The sequence below is a fragment of the Polaromonas sp. CG_23.6 genome, from assembly GCF_029892315.1.
In the GTDB taxonomy this organism is placed as follows: domain Bacteria; phylum Pseudomonadota; class Gammaproteobacteria; order Burkholderiales; family Burkholderiaceae_C; genus Polaromonas.
This window is the reverse complement of the sequence record NZ_JARXUY010000001.1, coordinates 1730597-1747571: the sequence shown is the minus strand read 5'-3', so window position 1 is coordinate 1747571 and position 16975 is coordinate 1730597. Positions and strand designations below refer to the sequence as shown.

General features: G+C 61.2%; 15 protein-coding genes. 12 read left to right on the top strand and 3 right to left on the bottom strand.

Annotated elements, in window-relative coordinates; genetic code table 11:
* Positions 1-125: 125 nt before the first annotated feature.
* Entirely contained in the window at positions 126-1058 is a 933-nt protein-coding gene (locus H4V98_RS08225; RefSeq protein WP_280757424.1) for a LysR family transcriptional regulator, read from the bottom strand.
* A 106-nt stretch (positions 1059-1164) separates the two neighbouring features.
* Here H4V98_RS08225 and ilvD point away from each other — a divergent pair, with 106 nt between their 5' ends.
* Positions 1165-2859 carry a dihydroxy-acid dehydratase gene (ilvD, locus tag H4V98_RS08220; protein WP_196861777.1) on the top strand — a complete coding sequence of 565 codons (1695 nt, stop codon included), beginning with the start codon at positions 1165-1167 and terminating at the stop codon, positions 2857-2859.
* Positions 2860-2961: 102 nt separating this feature from the next.
* Here the strand turns inward: ilvD and H4V98_RS08215 are convergent, their stop codons facing one another.
* Positions 2962-3204, bottom strand: coding sequence for a TIGR04438 family Trp-rich protein (locus H4V98_RS08215; protein WP_196861776.1), 243 nt, complete (start codon positions 3202-3204; stop codon positions 2962-2964).
* A 133-nt stretch (positions 3205-3337) separates the two neighbouring features.
* Between H4V98_RS08215 and H4V98_RS08210 the strand changes: the two genes are divergently transcribed.
* Positions 3338-3652 (top strand): c-type cytochrome, encoded by a 315-nt coding sequence (locus H4V98_RS08210; RefSeq protein WP_196861843.1) that lies wholly within the window; start codon positions 3338-3340, stop codon positions 3650-3652.
* Between the two features lie 110 nt (positions 3653-3762).
* Here H4V98_RS08210 and acs read toward each other — a convergent pair whose 3' ends face one another.
* Entirely contained in the window at positions 3763-5757 is a 1995-nt protein-coding gene (acs, locus tag H4V98_RS08205; protein ID WP_196861775.1) for an acetate--CoA ligase, read from the bottom strand.
* Between the two features lie 145 nt (positions 5758-5902).
* Here acs and H4V98_RS08200 point away from each other — a divergent pair, with 145 nt between their 5' ends.
* The 10 genes from H4V98_RS08200 to proW all read left to right on the top strand — a co-directional run bounded on the left by H4V98_RS08200 (position 5903) and on the right by proW (position 16928).
* The gene (locus tag H4V98_RS08200) at positions 5903-6502 is read left to right on the top strand and encodes a YqhA family protein (protein ID WP_196861774.1); all 600 of its coding nucleotides are present in this window, start codon (positions 5903-5905) and stop codon (positions 6500-6502) included.
* A 19-nt stretch (positions 6503-6521) separates the two neighbouring features.
* Positions 6522-7610: a calcium/sodium antiporter gene (locus H4V98_RS08195; RefSeq protein ID WP_196861773.1), complete on the top strand. Its 1089-nt coding sequence runs from the start codon at positions 6522-6524 to the stop codon at positions 7608-7610.
* Between the two features lie 118 nt (positions 7611-7728).
* Positions 7729-10587 (top strand): monovalent cation/H+ antiporter subunit A, encoded by a 2859-nt coding sequence (locus H4V98_RS08190; protein WP_196861772.1) that lies wholly within the window; start codon positions 7729-7731, stop codon positions 10585-10587.
* The gene (locus tag H4V98_RS08185; protein ID WP_196861771.1) at positions 10584-10949 is read left to right on the top strand and encodes a Na+/H+ antiporter subunit C; all 366 of its coding nucleotides are present in this window, start codon (positions 10584-10586) and stop codon (positions 10947-10949) included. The genes H4V98_RS08190 and H4V98_RS08185 overlap by 4 nt, the downstream gene beginning before the upstream one ends.
* Positions 10946-12586, top strand: coding sequence for a monovalent cation/H+ antiporter subunit D (locus tag H4V98_RS08180; protein ID WP_196861770.1), 1641 nt, complete (start codon positions 10946-10948; stop codon positions 12584-12586). Before H4V98_RS08185 ends, H4V98_RS08180 begins: the two co-directional genes overlap by 4 nt.
* Positions 12583-13134, top strand: coding sequence for a Na+/H+ antiporter subunit E (locus tag H4V98_RS08175; RefSeq protein ID WP_196861769.1), 552 nt, complete (start codon positions 12583-12585; stop codon positions 13132-13134). The genes H4V98_RS08180 and H4V98_RS08175 overlap by 4 nt, the downstream gene beginning before the upstream one ends.
* Entirely contained in the window at positions 13131-13412 is a 282-nt protein-coding gene (locus tag H4V98_RS08170) for a K+/H+ antiporter subunit F (protein WP_196861768.1), read from the top strand. The genes H4V98_RS08175 and H4V98_RS08170 overlap by 4 nt, the downstream gene beginning before the upstream one ends.
* A 16-nt stretch (positions 13413-13428) precedes the next feature.
* Positions 13429-13776 carry a Na+/H+ antiporter subunit G gene (locus H4V98_RS08165; RefSeq protein WP_196861767.1) on the top strand — a complete coding sequence of 116 codons (348 nt, stop codon included), beginning with the start codon at positions 13429-13431 and terminating at the stop codon, positions 13774-13776.
* Positions 13777-14401: 625 nt separating this feature from the next.
* Positions 14402-15616 carry a glycine betaine/L-proline ABC transporter ATP-binding protein ProV gene (gene proV, locus H4V98_RS08160; protein ID WP_196861766.1) on the top strand — a complete coding sequence of 405 codons (1215 nt, stop codon included), beginning with the start codon at positions 14402-14404 and terminating at the stop codon, positions 15614-15616.
* Between the two features lie 109 nt (positions 15617-15725).
* A complete protein-coding gene (gene proW / locus H4V98_RS08155) occupies positions 15726-16928 on the top strand; it encodes a glycine betaine/L-proline ABC transporter permease ProW (protein ID WP_255532091.1) in 1203 nt (400 codons plus the stop codon).
* Positions 16929-16975 lie beyond the last annotated feature (47 nt).

Genomic DNA, 16975 nt, shown 5'->3' with positions numbered 1-16975 from the left:
AAAAGTAATTTTTTGTCCTTATCTGGCCCAGATTACACCTTTTATCCTTCGCGCAGCTTGCAAACGTCAATTTGCGGCCAGCCCCAGTCAACCCGGCATTGCGCACTCCGTCTAACGAAACACTGTCAGCTTGGTGCAAATGCCATGAAGCGCTGCAGCGCAGGACTGGCAACTCCAGGACGCCACACCAAACTGGTCTCGCATCCGGGAATACCCTGACCTTTGGCTACTGATACTTTGCGATAAACGACGCCCGGCCTTTGAAACTGCCGCACGCTGTCAGGAACCCAGGCCACACCGATGCCAGCGGACACCAGGTTGACGATGGTCTGCATCTGGATGGCTTCCTGCGCCACGCCCGGCAGATAGCCCGCCGCGTGGTACATCGCAAAAATGGCGTCATACAGCGAAGGCAGAATCCGACGTGGAAACATCACCAGCGGCTGGTCAAACAAATTCTTCAGCGTTAGCGTGCCGCTGGTGGCCAGTTCGCTTTGCCCGGACACAGCCAGTACCAGAGATTCCCGGGCAATCAACTGGCAGGCCAGGCCGGGCGGTGAAAATCCTGGCGAATGCAGGATGAAGCCAGCATCGATTTCACCGCGCCCGATGGCCTCTAACTGGACATCACCCGTTGCCTCAAGCAGTTCAAGCTGAACTTTGGGGTGCTGCTCGCGAAAGGCACGAATCCAGCGCGGCAGCACATCAAACCCGACCGTCGAGACAAAAGCCAGCCGCAAGCGCCCTGCTTCGCCGTCAGCGCTGGCGCGTGCAAAAACCGGCAATGCGCCGGCGCGGGCCAGCAGGTCGCGCGCTTCGGGCACCAGGGCGGCGCCCGCCGCCGTCAGTTGTACGCTGCGCTTGGTGCGGTCAAACAGCCTGAGACCCAATGCCGTCTCCAGTTGCGCAATGGCTTGGGTGAGTGGCGGCTGGGTCATGTTCAAGCGTTGGGCAGCCCGGCTGAAATGAAGTTCTTCGGCCACCGCAATAAACTGACGCCATAGCCGAAGCTCGATTAAATGGGGTGTGCGTACGTCTTTGGATGGTTGTTCTTTCATATGCAAAACATATTAGTCCAGCTTGAAAAATGGATTGGAAAGAATCACTCAACGCACGGATACTTGGCGTTTCGCATTAATCCAGCAACATACCTAGGCCAAACCCATGGAAACCAAAGTCATCGCCATCAACCGCCGCTCGGCCAATATCACCGAAGGCAAGTCCCGTGCGCCCAACCGTTCCATGTACTACGCCATGGGCTACGAGGAAAGTGATTTCAAGAAACCCATGATTGGCGTGGCCAACGGCCACAGCACCATCACGCCGTGCAACAGTGGCCTGCAAAAGCTCGCCGATGCGGCTATTGCCGCAATTGAAGAAGCTGGCGGCAATGCGCAGGTATTCGGCACGCCGACGATTTCTGACGGTATGGCCATGGGCACCGAAGGCATGAAGTATTCGCTGGTAAGCCGAGAGGTCATTTCGGACTGCATCGAAACCTGCGTGCAGGGTCAGTGGATGGATGGCGTACTGGTGGTCGGCGGCTGCGACAAAAACATGCCCGGTGGCCTGATGGGCATGCTGCGCGCCAACGTGCCGGCCATCTATGTCTATGGCGGCACGATTCTGCCGGGCCACTACAAAGGCAAAGACCTGAACATCGTCAGCGTGTTTGAAGCCGTGGGCGAAAACGCCGCTGGCCGCCTGAGCGACGAAGACCTGCTGCAGATCGAGCGCCGCGCCATTCCCGGAACTGGCAGCTGCGGTGGCATGTACACCGCCAACACCATGTCCAGCGCATTCGAGGCCCTGGGCATCTCGCTGCCCTACTCCAGCACCATGGCCAATCCGCATGACGAGAAACTGAACTCGGCCAAGGAGTCGGCCAAGGTGCTGATCGAGGCGGTCAAGAAAGACATCAAGCCACGCGACATCGTGACCCGTAAATCGATCGAAAACGCTGTGGCGGTCATCATGGCCACAGGCGGCTCGACCAATGCGGTGCTGCATTTCCTGGCCATTGCCCATGCGGCCGACGTCGAATGGACGATTGACGACTTCGAGCGCGTGCGCCAGAAAACCCCGGTGCTGTGCAACCTCAAGCCATCGGGCGAATATCTGGCGGTCGACCTGCACCAGGCGGGCGGGATTCCACAGGTGATGAAAATGCTGCTGGTCGCCGGCTTGCTGCATGGCGACTGCATCACCATTTCAGGCCAGACGATTGCCGAAGTGCTGGCTGACGTCCCTGATGCGCCACGCTCAGATCAGGACGTGATCCGCCCTATCAACAAGCCGATGTATGCCCACGGCCACCTGGCGATTTTGAAAGGCAACCTGTCGCCCGAAGGCTGCGTGGCGAAAATTACCGGCCTGAAGAATCCGGTCATGACCGGACCTGCGCGCGTGTTTGAAGATGAGCAGTCGGGCCTGAAGGCGATTCTGGACGGCAAGATCGTGGCCGGCGACGTGATGGTGCTGCGCTACCTTGGCCCCAAGGGCGGCCCGGGCATGCCGGAAATGCTGGCACCGACTGGTGCACTGATTGGCGCCGGCCTCGGCGAAAGCGTCGGCTTGATCACCGACGGACGGTTCTCGGGGGGCACCTGGGGAATGGTGGTTGGCCATGTCGCGCCTGAAGCGGCGGCTGGCGGAAACATCGCATTCATCCGCGAGGGCGATTCAATCACGATTGATGCCAACCAGTTGCTGCTGCAACTCAACATCAGCGACGCTGAACTCGACAGCCGCAAGGTCGGCTGGACGGCACCTGCACCGCGTTACACGCGCGGCGTGCAGGCCAAGTTTGCGTTCAATGCATCAAGCGCCAGCAAAGGAGCCGTGCTGGACGACTATTGATGCATGAGCATTGAATTGCGACATTAAAAGCCTGTGAAATACCCACCTCACGGGCTTTTTACCTTTGTCAAGGCCGCCGCAGTCAGCGTGGGAGCAACAGCTTCAAGACCGTTTTTTGGAGATCAAGCCCATGGCCGCGCGCTGCTTGTCGATGCGTTTTTGCTTGCGGTCATCCATTTTTTTAATTTCCTTGCGCCTGGAGTAGCCCGAGGCATCAGCCCATGCCCACCATGCAGCAGCCAGCGCAAATGGCAACAAAATAAGCCACCAGCTCAAACCGGCCACCGGTTCAGTTTCCAGGTATTTCAGGGCCAGGCCCAAAACGCCGATCAACAAAAAATACATACTGAACTCCTGAAATCGGACAGATTACCTGGAAATTGTGGCCATGGTCCTTGGTCAACTCCCGCCTCTACAATCGCGTTAAATCACTGTAACCGAATCCATCACCCTTTACGAATGAGGCCAACATATGAAACTGAAACGCACTCTTTTGGCAATCGCTTCCATTGCGGCAGGTTTTGCAGTCTGCGCTCCGGCCATGGCTGACCTGCAATTGGCAACGGCCAAAAACTGCATGGCCTGCCACGCCGTTGACAAAAAACTGGTGGGACCATCTTATAAGGATGTGGCGGCCAAATATGCGGGCCAGGCAGACGCCGTCGCGAAACTGGAAGCCAAAGTTCTCAAGGGCGGTGGCGGTGTCTGGGGACCCGTTCCCATGCCAGCCAATTCGCAGGTCACGCCAGCAGAGGCCAAACAATTGGTGGCCTGGATCCTGACGCAAAAGTAATCATCCTGCGTGTGGTTGCCGCAGTGGCAACCCACAAACTCGAAGTCACAAAAAAGCCCGTCAATTGACGGGCTTTTTTGTAGGCAGACCCCATCGGCCCTGCAAAGACTTTACAGGTTCTGCATCAGTTGTTCCAGAATCGCCGGATTTTCAAGCGTCGAGGTGTCCTGTGGGGCTGTTTCGCCCTTGGCCACGCCGCGCAGCAGTCGGCGCATGATCTTGCCGCTGCGTGTCTTGGGCAGGTTGTCGCCAAAGCGGATGTCCTTCGGTTTGGCAATCGGGCCAATCTCTTTGCCCACCCAGTCGCGCAGTTCCTTGGCAATCGCCTTGGCTTCGTCACCTTCAGGACGTGAACGCTTGAGCACCACAAAAGCCACAATCGCTTCACCCGTCAGGTCGTCGGGACGGCCCACCACGGCGGCTTCAGCCACCAGCGGATGCGCCACCAGCGCCGACTCGATTTCCATCGTGCCCATACGATGACCCGACACGTTCAGCACGTCGTCAATGCGGCCGGTGATGCGGAAGTAACCGTTGTCGATATTGCGCACAGCGCCGTCGCCGGCCAGATAAATCTTGCCGCCCATTTCTTCGGGGAAATAGCTTTTCTTGAAACGCTCGGGATCATTCCAGATGGTGCGGATCATGGCTGGCCACGGACGCTTGAACACCAGCATGCCGCCCGAACCATTGGGCAGGTCCTTGCCGGTTTCGTCGACGATGGCGGCCATGATGCCCGGAAGCGGCAGCGTGCAGCTACCGGGAACCAGCGGTGTTGCGCCTGGCAGCGGCGTGATCATGTGGCCGCCGTTTTCGGTTTGCCAGAAGGTGTCGATCACCGGGCAGCGCTCATGGCCGATGTTTTTGTAGTACCACATCCAGGCTTCGGGATTGATCGGCTCGCCGACCGAGCCCAGGATGCGCAGGCTGCTCAGGTCTGACCGGTCCGGATGCACCGCTGCGTCTGCATCGGCGGCCTTGATCAGCGAACGAATGGCGGTGGGTGCGGTGTAGAAAATCGTGACCTTGTGTTTTTCGATCATCTGCCAGAAGCGCCCGGCGTTCGGGTAAGTCGGAACGCCTTCAAACACCACCTGCGTGGCGCCAGCAGCGAGCGGGCCATAAGCGATGTAGGTGTGCCCGGTGATCCAGCCAATATCTGCGGTGCACCAGAACACGTCCGACGGCTGCAGATCGAATGTCCAGTCCATGGTCAGCTTGGCCCACATCAGGTAGCCGCCCGTGCTGTGCTGCACGCCTTTGGGCTTGCCGGTCGAGCCGGACGTGTAAAGCACGAACAACGGATGCTCGGCACCCACGAATTCAGGATCGCAGACAGGGTTGGCCTTGGCCGTGACCTCATGCATCAGGCTGTCGCGGCCGGCCACCATGTTGCAGGCAGTCGGCGTGCGCTGGTAAACGATGACGTTCTTGATCGACTCGCAACCACCCATTGCAATGCCGTCATCGACGATGGCCTTGAGCGGCAACTCCTTGCCACCACGCAGCTGGAAGTTTGCGGTGATGACCGCAACGGCACCGGCGTCCTGAATGCGGTCTTGCAGGCTCTTGGCCGAAAAGCCGCCGAACACCACCGAATGCGTGGCGCCGATGCGGGCGCAGGCCTGCATGGCAACAATGCCTTCAACCGTCATCGGCATGTAGATGACAACGCGGTCGCCCTTTTGAATGCCCATGTCTTTCAACGCGCTGGCGAACTGGCTGACCCTGGCGTGCAGTTCCTTGTAGGTGACGTTGGTCACCTTGCCATCATCGCTCTCGAAAATGATGGCTTTCTTGTTTTCTGTTGGCGTGCCCAGGTGGCGGTCCAGACAGTTGTAGGAGGCATTCAACTCGCCATCGGCAAACCACTTGTAAAACGGGGCATTGGATTCATCCAGCACCTGCGTGAATGGCTTTTTCCAGCTCAGGTTTTCGCGTGCCAACCGGGCCCAGAAGCCTTCGAAGTCATTGGCAGCTTCTGCGCACAGGGCGTTGTAGCCCTCCATGCCGGAAATCCGGGCAGCCTTCACGGTGGCATCACTGGGTGGAAACACGCGGTTTTCAACCAACGTGGACTGGATGGAATTGTCAGGGGTGCTCATTAATCATGTCTCCTTGGGTCATTGAATCGGTCGTACTTTCGGGCCTCGCACTTACAGGCCACTGACGTGCTTCCAGCTTAATCCATGTGATTCGGCAGGTGTTCAGCGCATCCTACAATTCCCACCCTCTAGTAACGGTTTGTCCATGTCTCTACCTACTCCCCCAAAACTCACGCCGCTGCGTCCTTTGCCTAATCTGATCTTCGCCAGCCGCTGGTTGCAGGTGCCGCTGTATTTGGGACTGATCGCAGCCCAGGGCGTCTATGTCTTCCATTTCCTGGTGGAATTGATGCACCTGGTCGAGGCGGTCTTTGGCAGCCAGACAGCATTGCAGGCGCTGATCACGAGCATTGGCTACAAGACCAGCGCACCGGTGACCACGCTGAACGAGACCGTCATCATGCTGGTGGTGCTGGCACTGATTGACGTGGTCATGATTTCCAACCTGCTGATCATGGTGATCGTCGGAGGTTATGAAACCTTTGTCAGCCGCCTGAATCTTGAAGGCCACCGCGACCAGCCAGAGTGGCTCAGCCATGTGAACGCCTCGGTGCTCAAGGTCAAGCTGGCCACCGCCATCATCGGCATCAGCTCGATTCATCTGCTCAAGACATTCATCAATGCCGACAACTACACCGACCGGGTGCTGATTGCACAAACGGTGATCCACATCACGTTCCTGCTCAGCGCCCTGGCAATTGCCGCGACCGACCGGATGATGTCGCACAGCCAGAAACCCTACTGAATCCTTCAAAAGATTTTTCATGACCTTTTTGCTGTTCATAGGCGGCCTGATCGGCTTGGTTCTAGGGGCCGAGCTGCTGGTGCGTGGCGCGTCCAAACTGGCGCTGTCGTTCGGCATCTCGCCGCTGGTGGTGGGCCTGACCATCGTGGCTTTTGGCACGAGTGCGCCTGAAATGGCCGTCTCCACAGCTGCGGTGCTCAATGGCCAGACCGACATTGCCATTGGCAACGTGGTCGGCAGCAACATTTTCAACGTGCTGTTCGTGCTGGGCGTGTCGGCGCTGATCACGCCCTTGATCGTCAACATCCAGCTGATACGCCAGGAAGTGCCGATCATGATTGGCGCGTCGCTGCTGCTGCTGGCATTGGGCCTGGACGGCACGATCAGCCTGATGGATGGGGTACTTCTGTTTTGCCTGGCATTGGCCTACACGGTGTTTTTGATCGTGCAATCGCGCGCCGAAGGCAAGGCTGCGCAAGACCATTACTCGGCTGAAGCCACGCCTGCGCCGTCAGGCGGCTGGGACTCGAAACTTCCGGCTCAACTGCTGCTGATCGTTGCCGGCCTGGGCCTGCTGGTGCTCGGTTCGGACTGGCTGGTCACGGCATCGACCATTTTTGCCAAGGCACTGGGCGTGAGCGACCTGGTAATCGGATTGACCATCGTGGCTGCCGGAACGTCCATGCCCGAAGTGGCCACCTCGGTCATGGCAGCCATCAAGGGTGAGCGCGACATCGCGGTCGGCAACGTGGTCGGCAGTTGCACCTTCAACCTCTTGGGCTGCCTGGGCCTGGCGGGCCTCGTATCGGGCAACGCGGGTCTGGTCATGCCGGCGGCCATCCTCAATTTCGACATATGGGTCATGATTGCCGTTGCACTCGCCTGCCTGCCGATTTTCCTGACCGGGCGCGAGATTGCCCGTTGGGAAGGCGGTGTATTTGTTCTTTACTACGCAGCCTATGTCACCTACCTGATTTTGGCCACCCGGCAGCATGAAACGCTGGGCGTGTTCTCGATGGCGATGATGAGCTTCGTGATTCCGATCACGCTGATCACGCTCATCGTGATGTTGATAAAGCGAAAAAAGACCCCGGACCGTCCGGACTGAACAACGGCCAGTTCCACCTGCAGGCACGTAGCGTTTTGCCGGCGGATCAATTCCACATGCGCTGGCTTGAAAAACCAGCCAACTAGAATGACCGCTCCCTAAAGGACGACCCCCAACCTTGCTACTGCTGATCATCCTCCTGCCGCTGCTGGCTGGCACCCTCCTCACCGGCTGGTCCGGCGCCAAACTCTCTAAGAACCACCGTGGACGCACGGCCTGGCTGGCCGCTGCAGTCACGGCCGCCAGCCTTGCCTTACTCATGGTCCGCGCGCCCGCCGTGATGCGCGGCAAGGTGATCCACGACTTCATCCCCTGGGTGCCGGAAATCGGCCTGAACCTGGGCCTGCGGCTCGACGGCCTGTCACTGATGTTCGCGTTGCTGATCACCGGCATCGGCCTGCTGATCATCGTGTACGCGCATTTTTACCTTGGCAAGGACGATCCGGTCGGCAAGTTCTACAGCACGCTGATGCTGTTCATGGCGGCGATGCTGGGCATTGCCCTGTCGGACAACCTGCTGCTGCTGATCGTGTTCTGGGAACTCACCAGCATTTCGTCGTTCTTGCTGGTCGGCTATTGGCAGCACCGGGCCGACGCGCGCGACGGCGCGCGCATGGCGCTGGCCATCACCGGCGGCGGCGGCCTGGCGATGCTGGGCGGCTTTGTCCTGCTCGGCCAGATCGCCGGCACCTATGAGCTGAGCCAGATGCTGGGCCAGGGCGCGGCCATTCAGGCCGATCCTCTTTATCCCGCCGCGTTGCTGCTGATCCTGCTTGGCTGCTTCACCAAAAGCGCGCAGTTTCCGTTTCACTTCTGGCTGCCGCAGGCGATGGCGGCGCCGACCCCGGTATCGGCCTACCTGCATTCGGCCACCATGGTCAAGGCGGGAATTTTTTTGCTTGCCCGCCTGACGCCGGTGATTGGCGGCACTGACCTGTTTGCCGGGCTGGTCAGCACCACTGGCCTGGTGACGATGGCGTTTGCCGCCTTCATTGCGATTTTCAAGCACGACCTCAAGGGCCTGCTGGCCTATTCGACCATCAGCCACCTGGGGTTGATCACGTTTTTGATCGGCCTGGGCTCGCCGCTGGCGGCGGTGGCGGCGCTGTTCCACATCCTGAACCATGCCAGCTTCAAGGCTTCGCTGTTCATGATTGCCGGCATCATCGACCATGAAACCGGCACGCGCGACATGCGCCTGCTGGGCAACCTGGGGCGCCTCATGCCCTGGACAGCAACGCTGGCAATGGTCACAGCGGCGGCCATGGCGGGCGTGCCGCTGTTCAACGGCTTTGTGTCCAAGGAAATGTTCCTGACCGAGGCCGTGACGTTTGGCCAGGCCGGCGGCTGGCGCTGGCTGGTTCCCGCCCTGGCGACCCTGGCGGCGCTGTTCAGCGTGGCGTATTCGGTGCGGCTGGTGCACGACATTTTCTTCAACGGCCCGGCGCGCGATATGCCCAAGGCCCACCCGCACGAGCCGCCGCTGGGCATGAAGGTACCGGTCATACTGCTGGCGGTGGTCTGCATCGCGGTCGGCATCCTGCCGTCGCTGCTGCTCGGGCCCCTGGTGCTGGTGGCCGCCACGTCCATGCTGGGAACGGCGCCGCCGGCCTTTACCCTGGCGATCTGGCACGGATTCAACTTGCCACTGGTGCTCAGCGTGCTGGCGCTGGCCGGTGGTGCTGCGCTGTATTTCACGCTGGCGCGCGGTGGCCGGCTGCACCGCCTGAATTCCGAAAACTGGTTCGGCCTGCTGACCGGGCTGAAGCTGTTCACGCGGGGAAGCGACCGCCTGTTTGAAAGCGCCGGCCGGCTGACGGGGCTGCTCGAAACCGCGTCGCTGCAGCGCTACATCGCCTGGATGCTGATCGCCACCGTGGTCGTGGCCAGCACGCCCTTGCTGTTTGGCGACGCTCCGGGCACGGGCTCGCGCGTCCTGCTGCCGGTTAACCTGCCTGCCCTGGTGTTGTGGGGACTGGTGCTGATGTGCTGCGGATGGCTGGCGCTGCGCCACCACGACCGCTTCCAGTCGGTGGTGGTGGCCGGGGTGATCGGCCTGGTGACGGCCATGACCTTCGTCGGCTTCTCGGCTCCCGACCTGGCACTGACGCAACTGACGGTCGAGCTGGTCGCCACCGTGCTGCTGCTGATGGGGCTGGCGCTGCTGCCCCAGAAAACGCCGCGCGAATCGAGCGTGTCCCGCCGCTGGCGCGATGGTGTTCTGGCGCTGGCGGGCGGCTCGGGCATCGCCTGGCTGGCCTGGGTGATGTTGACGCGCGACCATGACTCGATTGCCTGGTATTTCTTGAACAACTCGGCCGTGGCCGGTGGCGGCACCAATGTGGTCAACGTCATTTTGGTGGACTTCCGGGGCTACGACACCTTCGGGGAAATCACCGTGCTGGCAATTGCCGCTGTCGGCGTGCTGGCGCTGATGGACGGCATGCGCGCACGCCGCCCGGCGACGGATGGCGGCGGCCTGCCATGGACCTTTGCCACGCAGCCGCTGATGCTGCGCGTGGCCGCGCGCATGCTGCTGCCACTGGCCCTGGTGGTGACGCTCTACATCTTCATGCGCGGCCACAACCAGCCAGGCGGCGGATTCATTGCCGGGCTGATCACTGCCGTGGCGCTGGTGCTGCAGTACATGGCCAGGGGCCAGTCGCGTGCTGAAGCGTTGCTGCGGGCCGATGGCGGCAACCGCTTCGTGCGCTGGATCGGCATCGGGCTGGGCATCGCCGGGCTGACGGGTATCGGCGCCTTCGTGCTGGGCCAGCCTTTTCTGACCAGTGCCCACGGCCACCCTGATGTGCCGCTGCTGGGCCAGTTGCCGCTGGCCACCGCCGCGCTGTTTGACCTGGGGGTTTACATCACCGTGGTCGGCGCGACGCTGCTGACGCTTTCCACCCTGGGCACCGTGTCCCGCGAAACCGGTACGCCAGTGCCGGCACGCCGTTCCAAAGAAGTCACACCATGAGCCTCGAATTCCTGGTTGCCAGCGGCATTGGCGCTGTCACCGCCACCGGCATCTACCTGATCCTGCGCGGGCGCACCTGGCCCGTCGTGCTGGGCATGAGCCTGCTGGGCTATGCGGTGAACGTGTTCATCTTTGCCATGGGCCGCCTCTGGCAGGATGCAGCGCCGATTCTTTCAGCCACCGGGCGCGTGGCCGACCCGCTGCCGCAAGCGCTGGTTCTGACCGCCATCGTCATCGGTTTTGCCACCACCGGCTTTGTGGTGGAACTGGCGCTGCGCAGCCGCCATGAATCGGGCAGCGACCATGTGGACGGGCATGAGCCCGGCCACCGCCCAGGCCCTGCCCGGAACGACGCCGCATGAGTGAACTCCTGAGCCTCTTTTTTCAAACGCATCTGCCGGTGCTGCCGGTGTTGCTGCCAATGTTCACCGCCGTTGCCCTGCTGCTGATGGGCGACAAGGGCGGCGAAGCCAACCACGGCGGACGGCTGCTGCAACGCCGGCGGCTGCTCAGCTTTTCTTCAGTGGCACTGGGGGCTGTACTGGCCTGGCGGCTGATGACCGAAGCCTCCATGGGGTCGCTCAATGTCTATCCCCTGGGCGGCTGGCCCGCGCCGTTTGGCATCGTGCTGGTGGTGGACCGCCTGAGCGCGATGATGCTGGCACTGACCTGGACCATTGCGGTGCCGGTGCTCTGGTATGCCGCTGGCGGCTGGGATGCGCGTGGACGGCACTTTCACACCATGTTCCACTTTTTGCTGATGGGCCTGTCGGGCGCCTTCGTCACCGGTGACCTGTTCAACCTGTTTGTGTTTTTCGAGGTGCTGCTGATCGCGTCGTATGTGCTGCTGGTGCATGGCCAGGGCCGCGAGCGCTTCAAGGCCGGCGTGCATTACGTGGTGCTCAACCTGGTGGCCTCGGCGCTGTTCCTGGTTGGGCTGGCGATCATTTACGGCGTGGCCGGCACGCTCAACATGGCCGACCTGGCATTGCGCGTCGGTCGGCTTGACCCCGAGCAGGCATCACTGTTCAAGGCGGGGGCCATGGTGCTGCTGGTGGTGTTTGGCCTGAAGGCCGCCATCGTGCCGCTTTACATGTGGCTGCCCAACACCTATGCCGCGGCCAGTGCGCCGGTCGCCGCCATGTTTGCCATCATGACCAAGGTCGGTGTGTACAGCATCATCCGGGTGCACGGCGTGATGCTGGGCGACGGCGCGGGACATGCCGCGCTGGCGGCCCAGCCGTGGCTGCTGCCGATGGCGCTGCTGACCATTGCACTGGGCGTGCTCGGCGCGCTCGCCGCGCACAGCCTGGCGCGGCTGGTGGCGTACCTGACCGTGGCCTCGGTGGGTACTGTGCTGGCCGGTGTCGGCCTGTACACGCCGGCCGCCTTGTCTGCGGCGCTTTACTACATGATGCACAGCACGCTGGTGGCAGCGGCGCTGTTCCTGCTGGTCGAACTGGTGGCCACCCAACGCGGCGACACCGGCGACCGGTTGCAACCTGCAGCGCCCGTGGCCCAGCCCATTTTGCTGGGCATGATGACCCTGCTGGGTGCAGCCTCTGTGGCGGGCCTGCCGCCGCTGCCCGGCTTTCTGGGCAAGCTGATGATTCTTGAAAGCTCGGCGCTGACACCTGCCCATGCCTGGGTTTGGAGCGTGGTGCTGGCCACCAGCGTCATGACGATGATCGGGCTGGCACGTGCCGGGTCCATACTTTTCTGGAACGTGCTGCCCGAAGGAAAACACACCATCCGCCCCGGCTCCAGCATGCGCCTGACCCGCGCCACGCTGGCTTTGCTGGCCTTGAGCCTGCTGCTGGCTGTGGCGGCTTCTCCGCTTAAACGCTACACCGATGCCGCAGCGTTGCAACTGGCCGACCGGGCCGCCTATGCGCAAGCGGTGCTGGGCCCCGTGGGGGGTGCCGCGGCCGACACGACCCGGCCTTACCGGGCCGGCGAAGGCGAAGTGGTGTTACCAGCACAGAAAGGAACACCATGAACAAGACACAAAAAGCAGGCTGGTTCGGTCACCCCTGGCTGTCGGCGCTTCTGGGTATCACCTGGCTGCTGCTGCAGCAGACGCTGGCGCCCTTTCACCTGATTTCAGCGGTGCTCATCGGTCTCATCGTGCCGCGACTGTTGCACGGTTTCTTGCACATTTCATCGCCCATGCGCATGTTGCCGGCCGTGCGGCTGCTGGGGGTCGTGCTGTGGGACATCGTGGTGTCCAACATCACAGTGGCGCGGCTGGTGCTGGGGCCAATGGCGCAGTTGCAACCCGCCTGGATCACGGTGCCGCTGGCGCTCAGCCATCCCACCGCCATTTCACTGCTGGCCAGCATCATCACCACCACACCTGGCACGGTGTCGTGCACCATTGACGAGCAGCGCCGCCATATTCTGGTTCACGCATTGGACTGCACCGATCCCGCGCAAATGGTGGCCGACATCCAGGCACGTTACGAGCGTCCACTGCAGATCATCTTTGAATCACGGTTGCAAAAGCCGCAGAACCCACAAGGCGCGCCCAAAGGAGAAAGCCCATGAACGTCAACTTCCTGGCGCTGGCGCTCGACATTGCCACAGGCGCCGTGTCGCTGGCCCTGCTGCTGTGCGCCTGGCGTCTGGCGCGCGGCCCCCACATCATGGACCGCGTGCTGGCCATCGACACGCTGTACATCAACGCCGTGGCGCTGGTGGTTTTGCTGGGCATCCGCCTGGACACGGCACTGCTTTTCGAAGCAGCCCTGATCATGGCCATGCTGGGTTTTGTTTCCACGGTGGCGCTGGCGCGTTACCTGACACGCGGCGACGTCATCGAATGAAGCAAAAGGCATCACCATGAACTTTCACACTGTTGTTGAAGGGCTGGCGGCCGCCCTGCTGCTGGTGGGCTCTTTTTTCCTGCTGGTGGGCGCCATCGGGCTGGCCCGGTTGCCGGATTTTTTCATGCGGCTGCATGCGCCCACCAAAGCCTCCACGCTGGGCATCGGCAGCCTGCTGGTGGCCAGCATGCTGCTGGCCGCCGACCAGGGGCGCGCCGGTTTTGCAGAACTGCTGATCACGCTGTTTGTATTTGTGACCGCCCCTGTGTCGGCCAACATGATGGCGCAGGCGGCGTTGCACCTGCTGGTGCCTGGCAAGGCAGCGCCGCCGAAAGATTCAGTGCCCGAACGCCGGCCTTCATGAACTGAAAAGCGTATGCCGTGCGGGTAGCCAGGCCTGTTTTCCATTTTCTCCTGTCCGAATCGGCTTCGATGGCTGTCCCATTGCCAAAGCAGTCAGATTTTTGAGTATTTTTAGCACTTTGCGCATGCCAGACATGCTTAAAGTGCTATTTTTTTGATAGTTAGAAAAGACGAAAGGTATTGACTGGGATACCGCCAAAACCCTTATTAATGGACTCAAAAGCCATGGCTATTGACTTTTAAATAGCCAATAGCTATAATACGCATCCGCTTTACTACTGGCAAGCATGTAGTCAAATTCCTACAAAAACCAAATGCCAGCACCGTATTCTGGATACTGTCTCGGCAACTGAATCTTTTTTCTTACAGCCAACGTTGTGCATCACACAACGCATGCGCCCTTAAAAGTGTTCTGAACAGGCCTTTTTAATCAAACGCCTTCCATGGCGTGAGCGCCATGAACGCCGACAGGTCACAGCAATGTGACCGCGCCTTTTTTGTAGCCCCTGTGTGCATGCACCCGGGCGTAACGATCAGATCAGGGACACATTTCCGGAGCTTCTTGCCTGGCATTCGTGCTGGCAAGTTGATTATTCCTTTCAACGTAAAAAAGAGAGTTCGCCTGCATGGCCAAACAAATCATCATCGATCATGTGTTCAAGGTTTTCGGCGACAGCCCGCAGGCCGCACTTGATCTCGTCAGCCAGGGCTGCACCAAAGAAGAAATTCTGGCCCAGACAGGCGCCACCATCGGCGTTTTCGACGCCAGCCTGACCATTGAAGCAGGCGAGATTTTCGTCGTCATGGGCCTGTCAGGTTCAGGCAAATCCACGCTGGTGCGCCTGCTCAACCTGCTGATCGAGCCCACATCGGGCCGCATCCTGGTGGATGGCGCCGACATCAGCAAATTGAAAGACAAGGAATTACGTGCCCTGCGCCGCAAGGACATCAGCATGGTGTTCCAGTCGTTTGCGCTGATGCCGCACATGACCGTGCGGGACAACACCGCGCTGGGTCTGGAACTGGCCGGCGTGAGCAGCGCCGAGCGCCACGCCGCAGCCGAGCAGGCCCTTGAACAGGTCGGCCTGGCCGGCTGGGGTGCCAGCTACCCGGACGAGCTTTCAGGCGGCATGCAGCAGCGCGTGGGCCTGGCCCGGGCCATGGCATCGGACCCTTCCATCTTGCTGATGGACGAGGCGTTTTCAGCACTGGACCCGATCATCCGCACTGAAATGCAGTCTGAGTTGCTGCGCCTGCAACAGGTCAAGCGCCGCACCATCGTTTTCATCTCGCATGACCTGGACGAAGCCATGCGCATCGGCGACCGCATTGCCATCATGAAAGATGGCCACGTGGTGCAGGTCGGCACGCCGGACGAGATTTTGCGCAACCCGGCTGACGCCTATGTGCGCAGCTTCACCCACGGGGTCGATGCCGCAGCGGTCTTCAAGGCCGCCGACATTGCCCGAAAGTCCCAGGTCGTGGTCGCCGAACATGCCAGCAGCGGCTCGCGCGCCGCACTCAAGATGCTGGAAGACCGTGACCGTGACTACGCCTATGTGGTCAGCACCAAAGAGCAGTACCTTGGCGTGGTCTCGGCAGAATCACTGCGCAAGGCGCTGCATGGCCATGTCGGGCCGCTGGGCCTGGCGCATGCTTATCTGCCGGATGTGCTGACGATTGCCGCTGACGATTCGGTCAACGGCCTGTATGGCCAGGTGGCGCAGTCCCCTTACCCGGTGCCGGTGACGGACGCCGACGGGAAGTTCCATGGGTCCATCAGCAAAACCACTTTGCTGAAATTCCTTGACCGCGACACCCCTTCCGTACCCGCACAGTGATCATGAAAGAACGCTTATGAACGAAACCAACACCCCCATCATCCTGGCCGCCGCTGACAGTGCAACGCCTGTGATGGCCGCCGCACCGCAGCAGCTCGATCCCTGGGGCATGCCGATACAGTCCACCCCCGCCATCAACAGCGCCAGCACGGCGCCTGCGCAGCTCGACGCCTGGGGCATGCCGATCGAAAGCGCACCGGCCGCTGCCTCTGGAGACGCGTGGCAAACCGCCACGCAACCGACAGAAGCCGTCAGCGGCGGTAGCGACTGGCTCGATGCGCCCGCCATGGACACCGACGTGGTCACCGGTTTTCAGATCCAGCAACTGTGGGACGGCTCGCTGCCCGTCGAGAGCTGGATCAACAGTGGCCTGGCCTGGGTGGTCGACAACTTCCGTCCCTTTTTCCAGACCGTACGTGGGCCGATCGACAGCACCCTGACCAGCGTTGAAGGCCTGCTGCAAAGCGTGCCTTCACTGGCAATGATTGCCTTCATTGGTTTGGTGGCCTGGCAGTTCACCGGCCGCGGGCTGGCGATTGGCGCCGTCGTGTCGCTGCTGCTGGTGGCGATGCTGGGCATCTGGCCCGAAGCCATGGTGACGCTGTCGCTGGTGCTGACCTCGCTGGCATTTTGCCTGGTCGTGGGCCTGCCGCTGGGCATCTTGCTGGCCAGCAGCGACCGCGCCATGCGTTTGATGCGCCCGATACTGGACGCGATGCAGACCACGCCTGCTTTCGTCTACCTGGTGCCGGTGGTGATGCTGTTCGGCATTGGCAACGTTCCTGGCGTGATTGTCACCATCGTCTTTGCGCTGCCGCCGCTGATCCGCCTGACCAACCTGGGCATTCGCCAGGTGCGGCCTGACCTGATCGAGGCCGCACGCGCCTATGGTGCTTCGCCGCTGCAGATGCTGGTGAAAGTCCAGCTGCCACTGGCCATGCCGTCCATCATGGCCGGTGTCAACCAGACGCTGATGCTGTCGCTGTCGATGGTGGTGATCGCCTCGATGATCGCCGTGGGCGGCCTCGGCCAGATGGTCTTGCGCGGCATTGGCCGGCTCGACATGGGCCTGGCCACCGTTGGCGGACTGGGCATTGTGCTGCTGGCCATCACGCTGGACCGCATCACCCAGTCCCTGGGTCAGCCACGCCGCGGTGTTCGCCATTGGTGGCAGACCGGCCCGTCCGGCCTGGTCTGGTCGCTGATGCACCGTGCTGACAAGTCCGAAGTCGCTGCCCAAGCCGGGGCCAAGGCCGACCCGGAATCCCAAACGGTGCAGGCCACGCCCGGCCTGACGCCAGCCGCGCATTGATGCTTCTGGCACCGCTGCACCCTCCGCTGAATTCACTCACTCAAAAG

Coding starts and splice junctions, on each gene's coding strand:
- H4V98_RS08225 (WP_280757424.1), bottom strand. CDS start 1,058: ATGAAAGAACAACCATCCAAAGACGTACGCACACCCCATTTAATCGAG.
- ilvD (WP_196861777.1), top strand. CDS start 1,165: ATGGAAACCAAAGTCATCGCCATCAACCGCCGCTCGGCCAATATCACC.
- H4V98_RS08215 (WP_196861776.1), bottom strand. CDS start 3,204: ATGTATTTTTTGTTGATCGGCGTTTTGGGCCTGGCCCTGAAATACCTG.
- acs (WP_196861775.1), bottom strand. CDS start 5,757: ATGAGCACCCCTGACAATTCCATCCAGTCCACGTTGGTTGAAAACCGC.
- H4V98_RS08200 (WP_196861774.1), top strand. CDS start 5,903: ATGTCTCTACCTACTCCCCCAAAACTCACGCCGCTGCGTCCTTTGCCT.
- H4V98_RS08195 (WP_196861773.1), top strand. CDS start 6,522: ATGACCTTTTTGCTGTTCATAGGCGGCCTGATCGGCTTGGTTCTAGGG.
- H4V98_RS08185 (WP_196861771.1), top strand. CDS start 10,584: ATGAGCCTCGAATTCCTGGTTGCCAGCGGCATTGGCGCTGTCACCGCC.
- H4V98_RS08180 (WP_196861770.1), top strand. CDS start 10,946: ATGAGTGAACTCCTGAGCCTCTTTTTTCAAACGCATCTGCCGGTGCTG.
- H4V98_RS08175 (WP_196861769.1), top strand. CDS start 12,583: ATGAACAAGACACAAAAAGCAGGCTGGTTCGGTCACCCCTGGCTGTCG.
- H4V98_RS08170 (WP_196861768.1), top strand. CDS start 13,131: ATGAACGTCAACTTCCTGGCGCTGGCGCTCGACATTGCCACAGGCGCC.
- H4V98_RS08165 (WP_196861767.1), top strand. CDS start 13,429: ATGAACTTTCACACTGTTGTTGAAGGGCTGGCGGCCGCCCTGCTGCTG.
- proV (WP_196861766.1), top strand. CDS start 14,402: ATGGCCAAACAAATCATCATCGATCATGTGTTCAAGGTTTTCGGCGAC.
- proW (WP_255532091.1), top strand. CDS start 15,726: ATGCCGATACAGTCCACCCCCGCCATCAACAGCGCCAGCACGGCGCCT.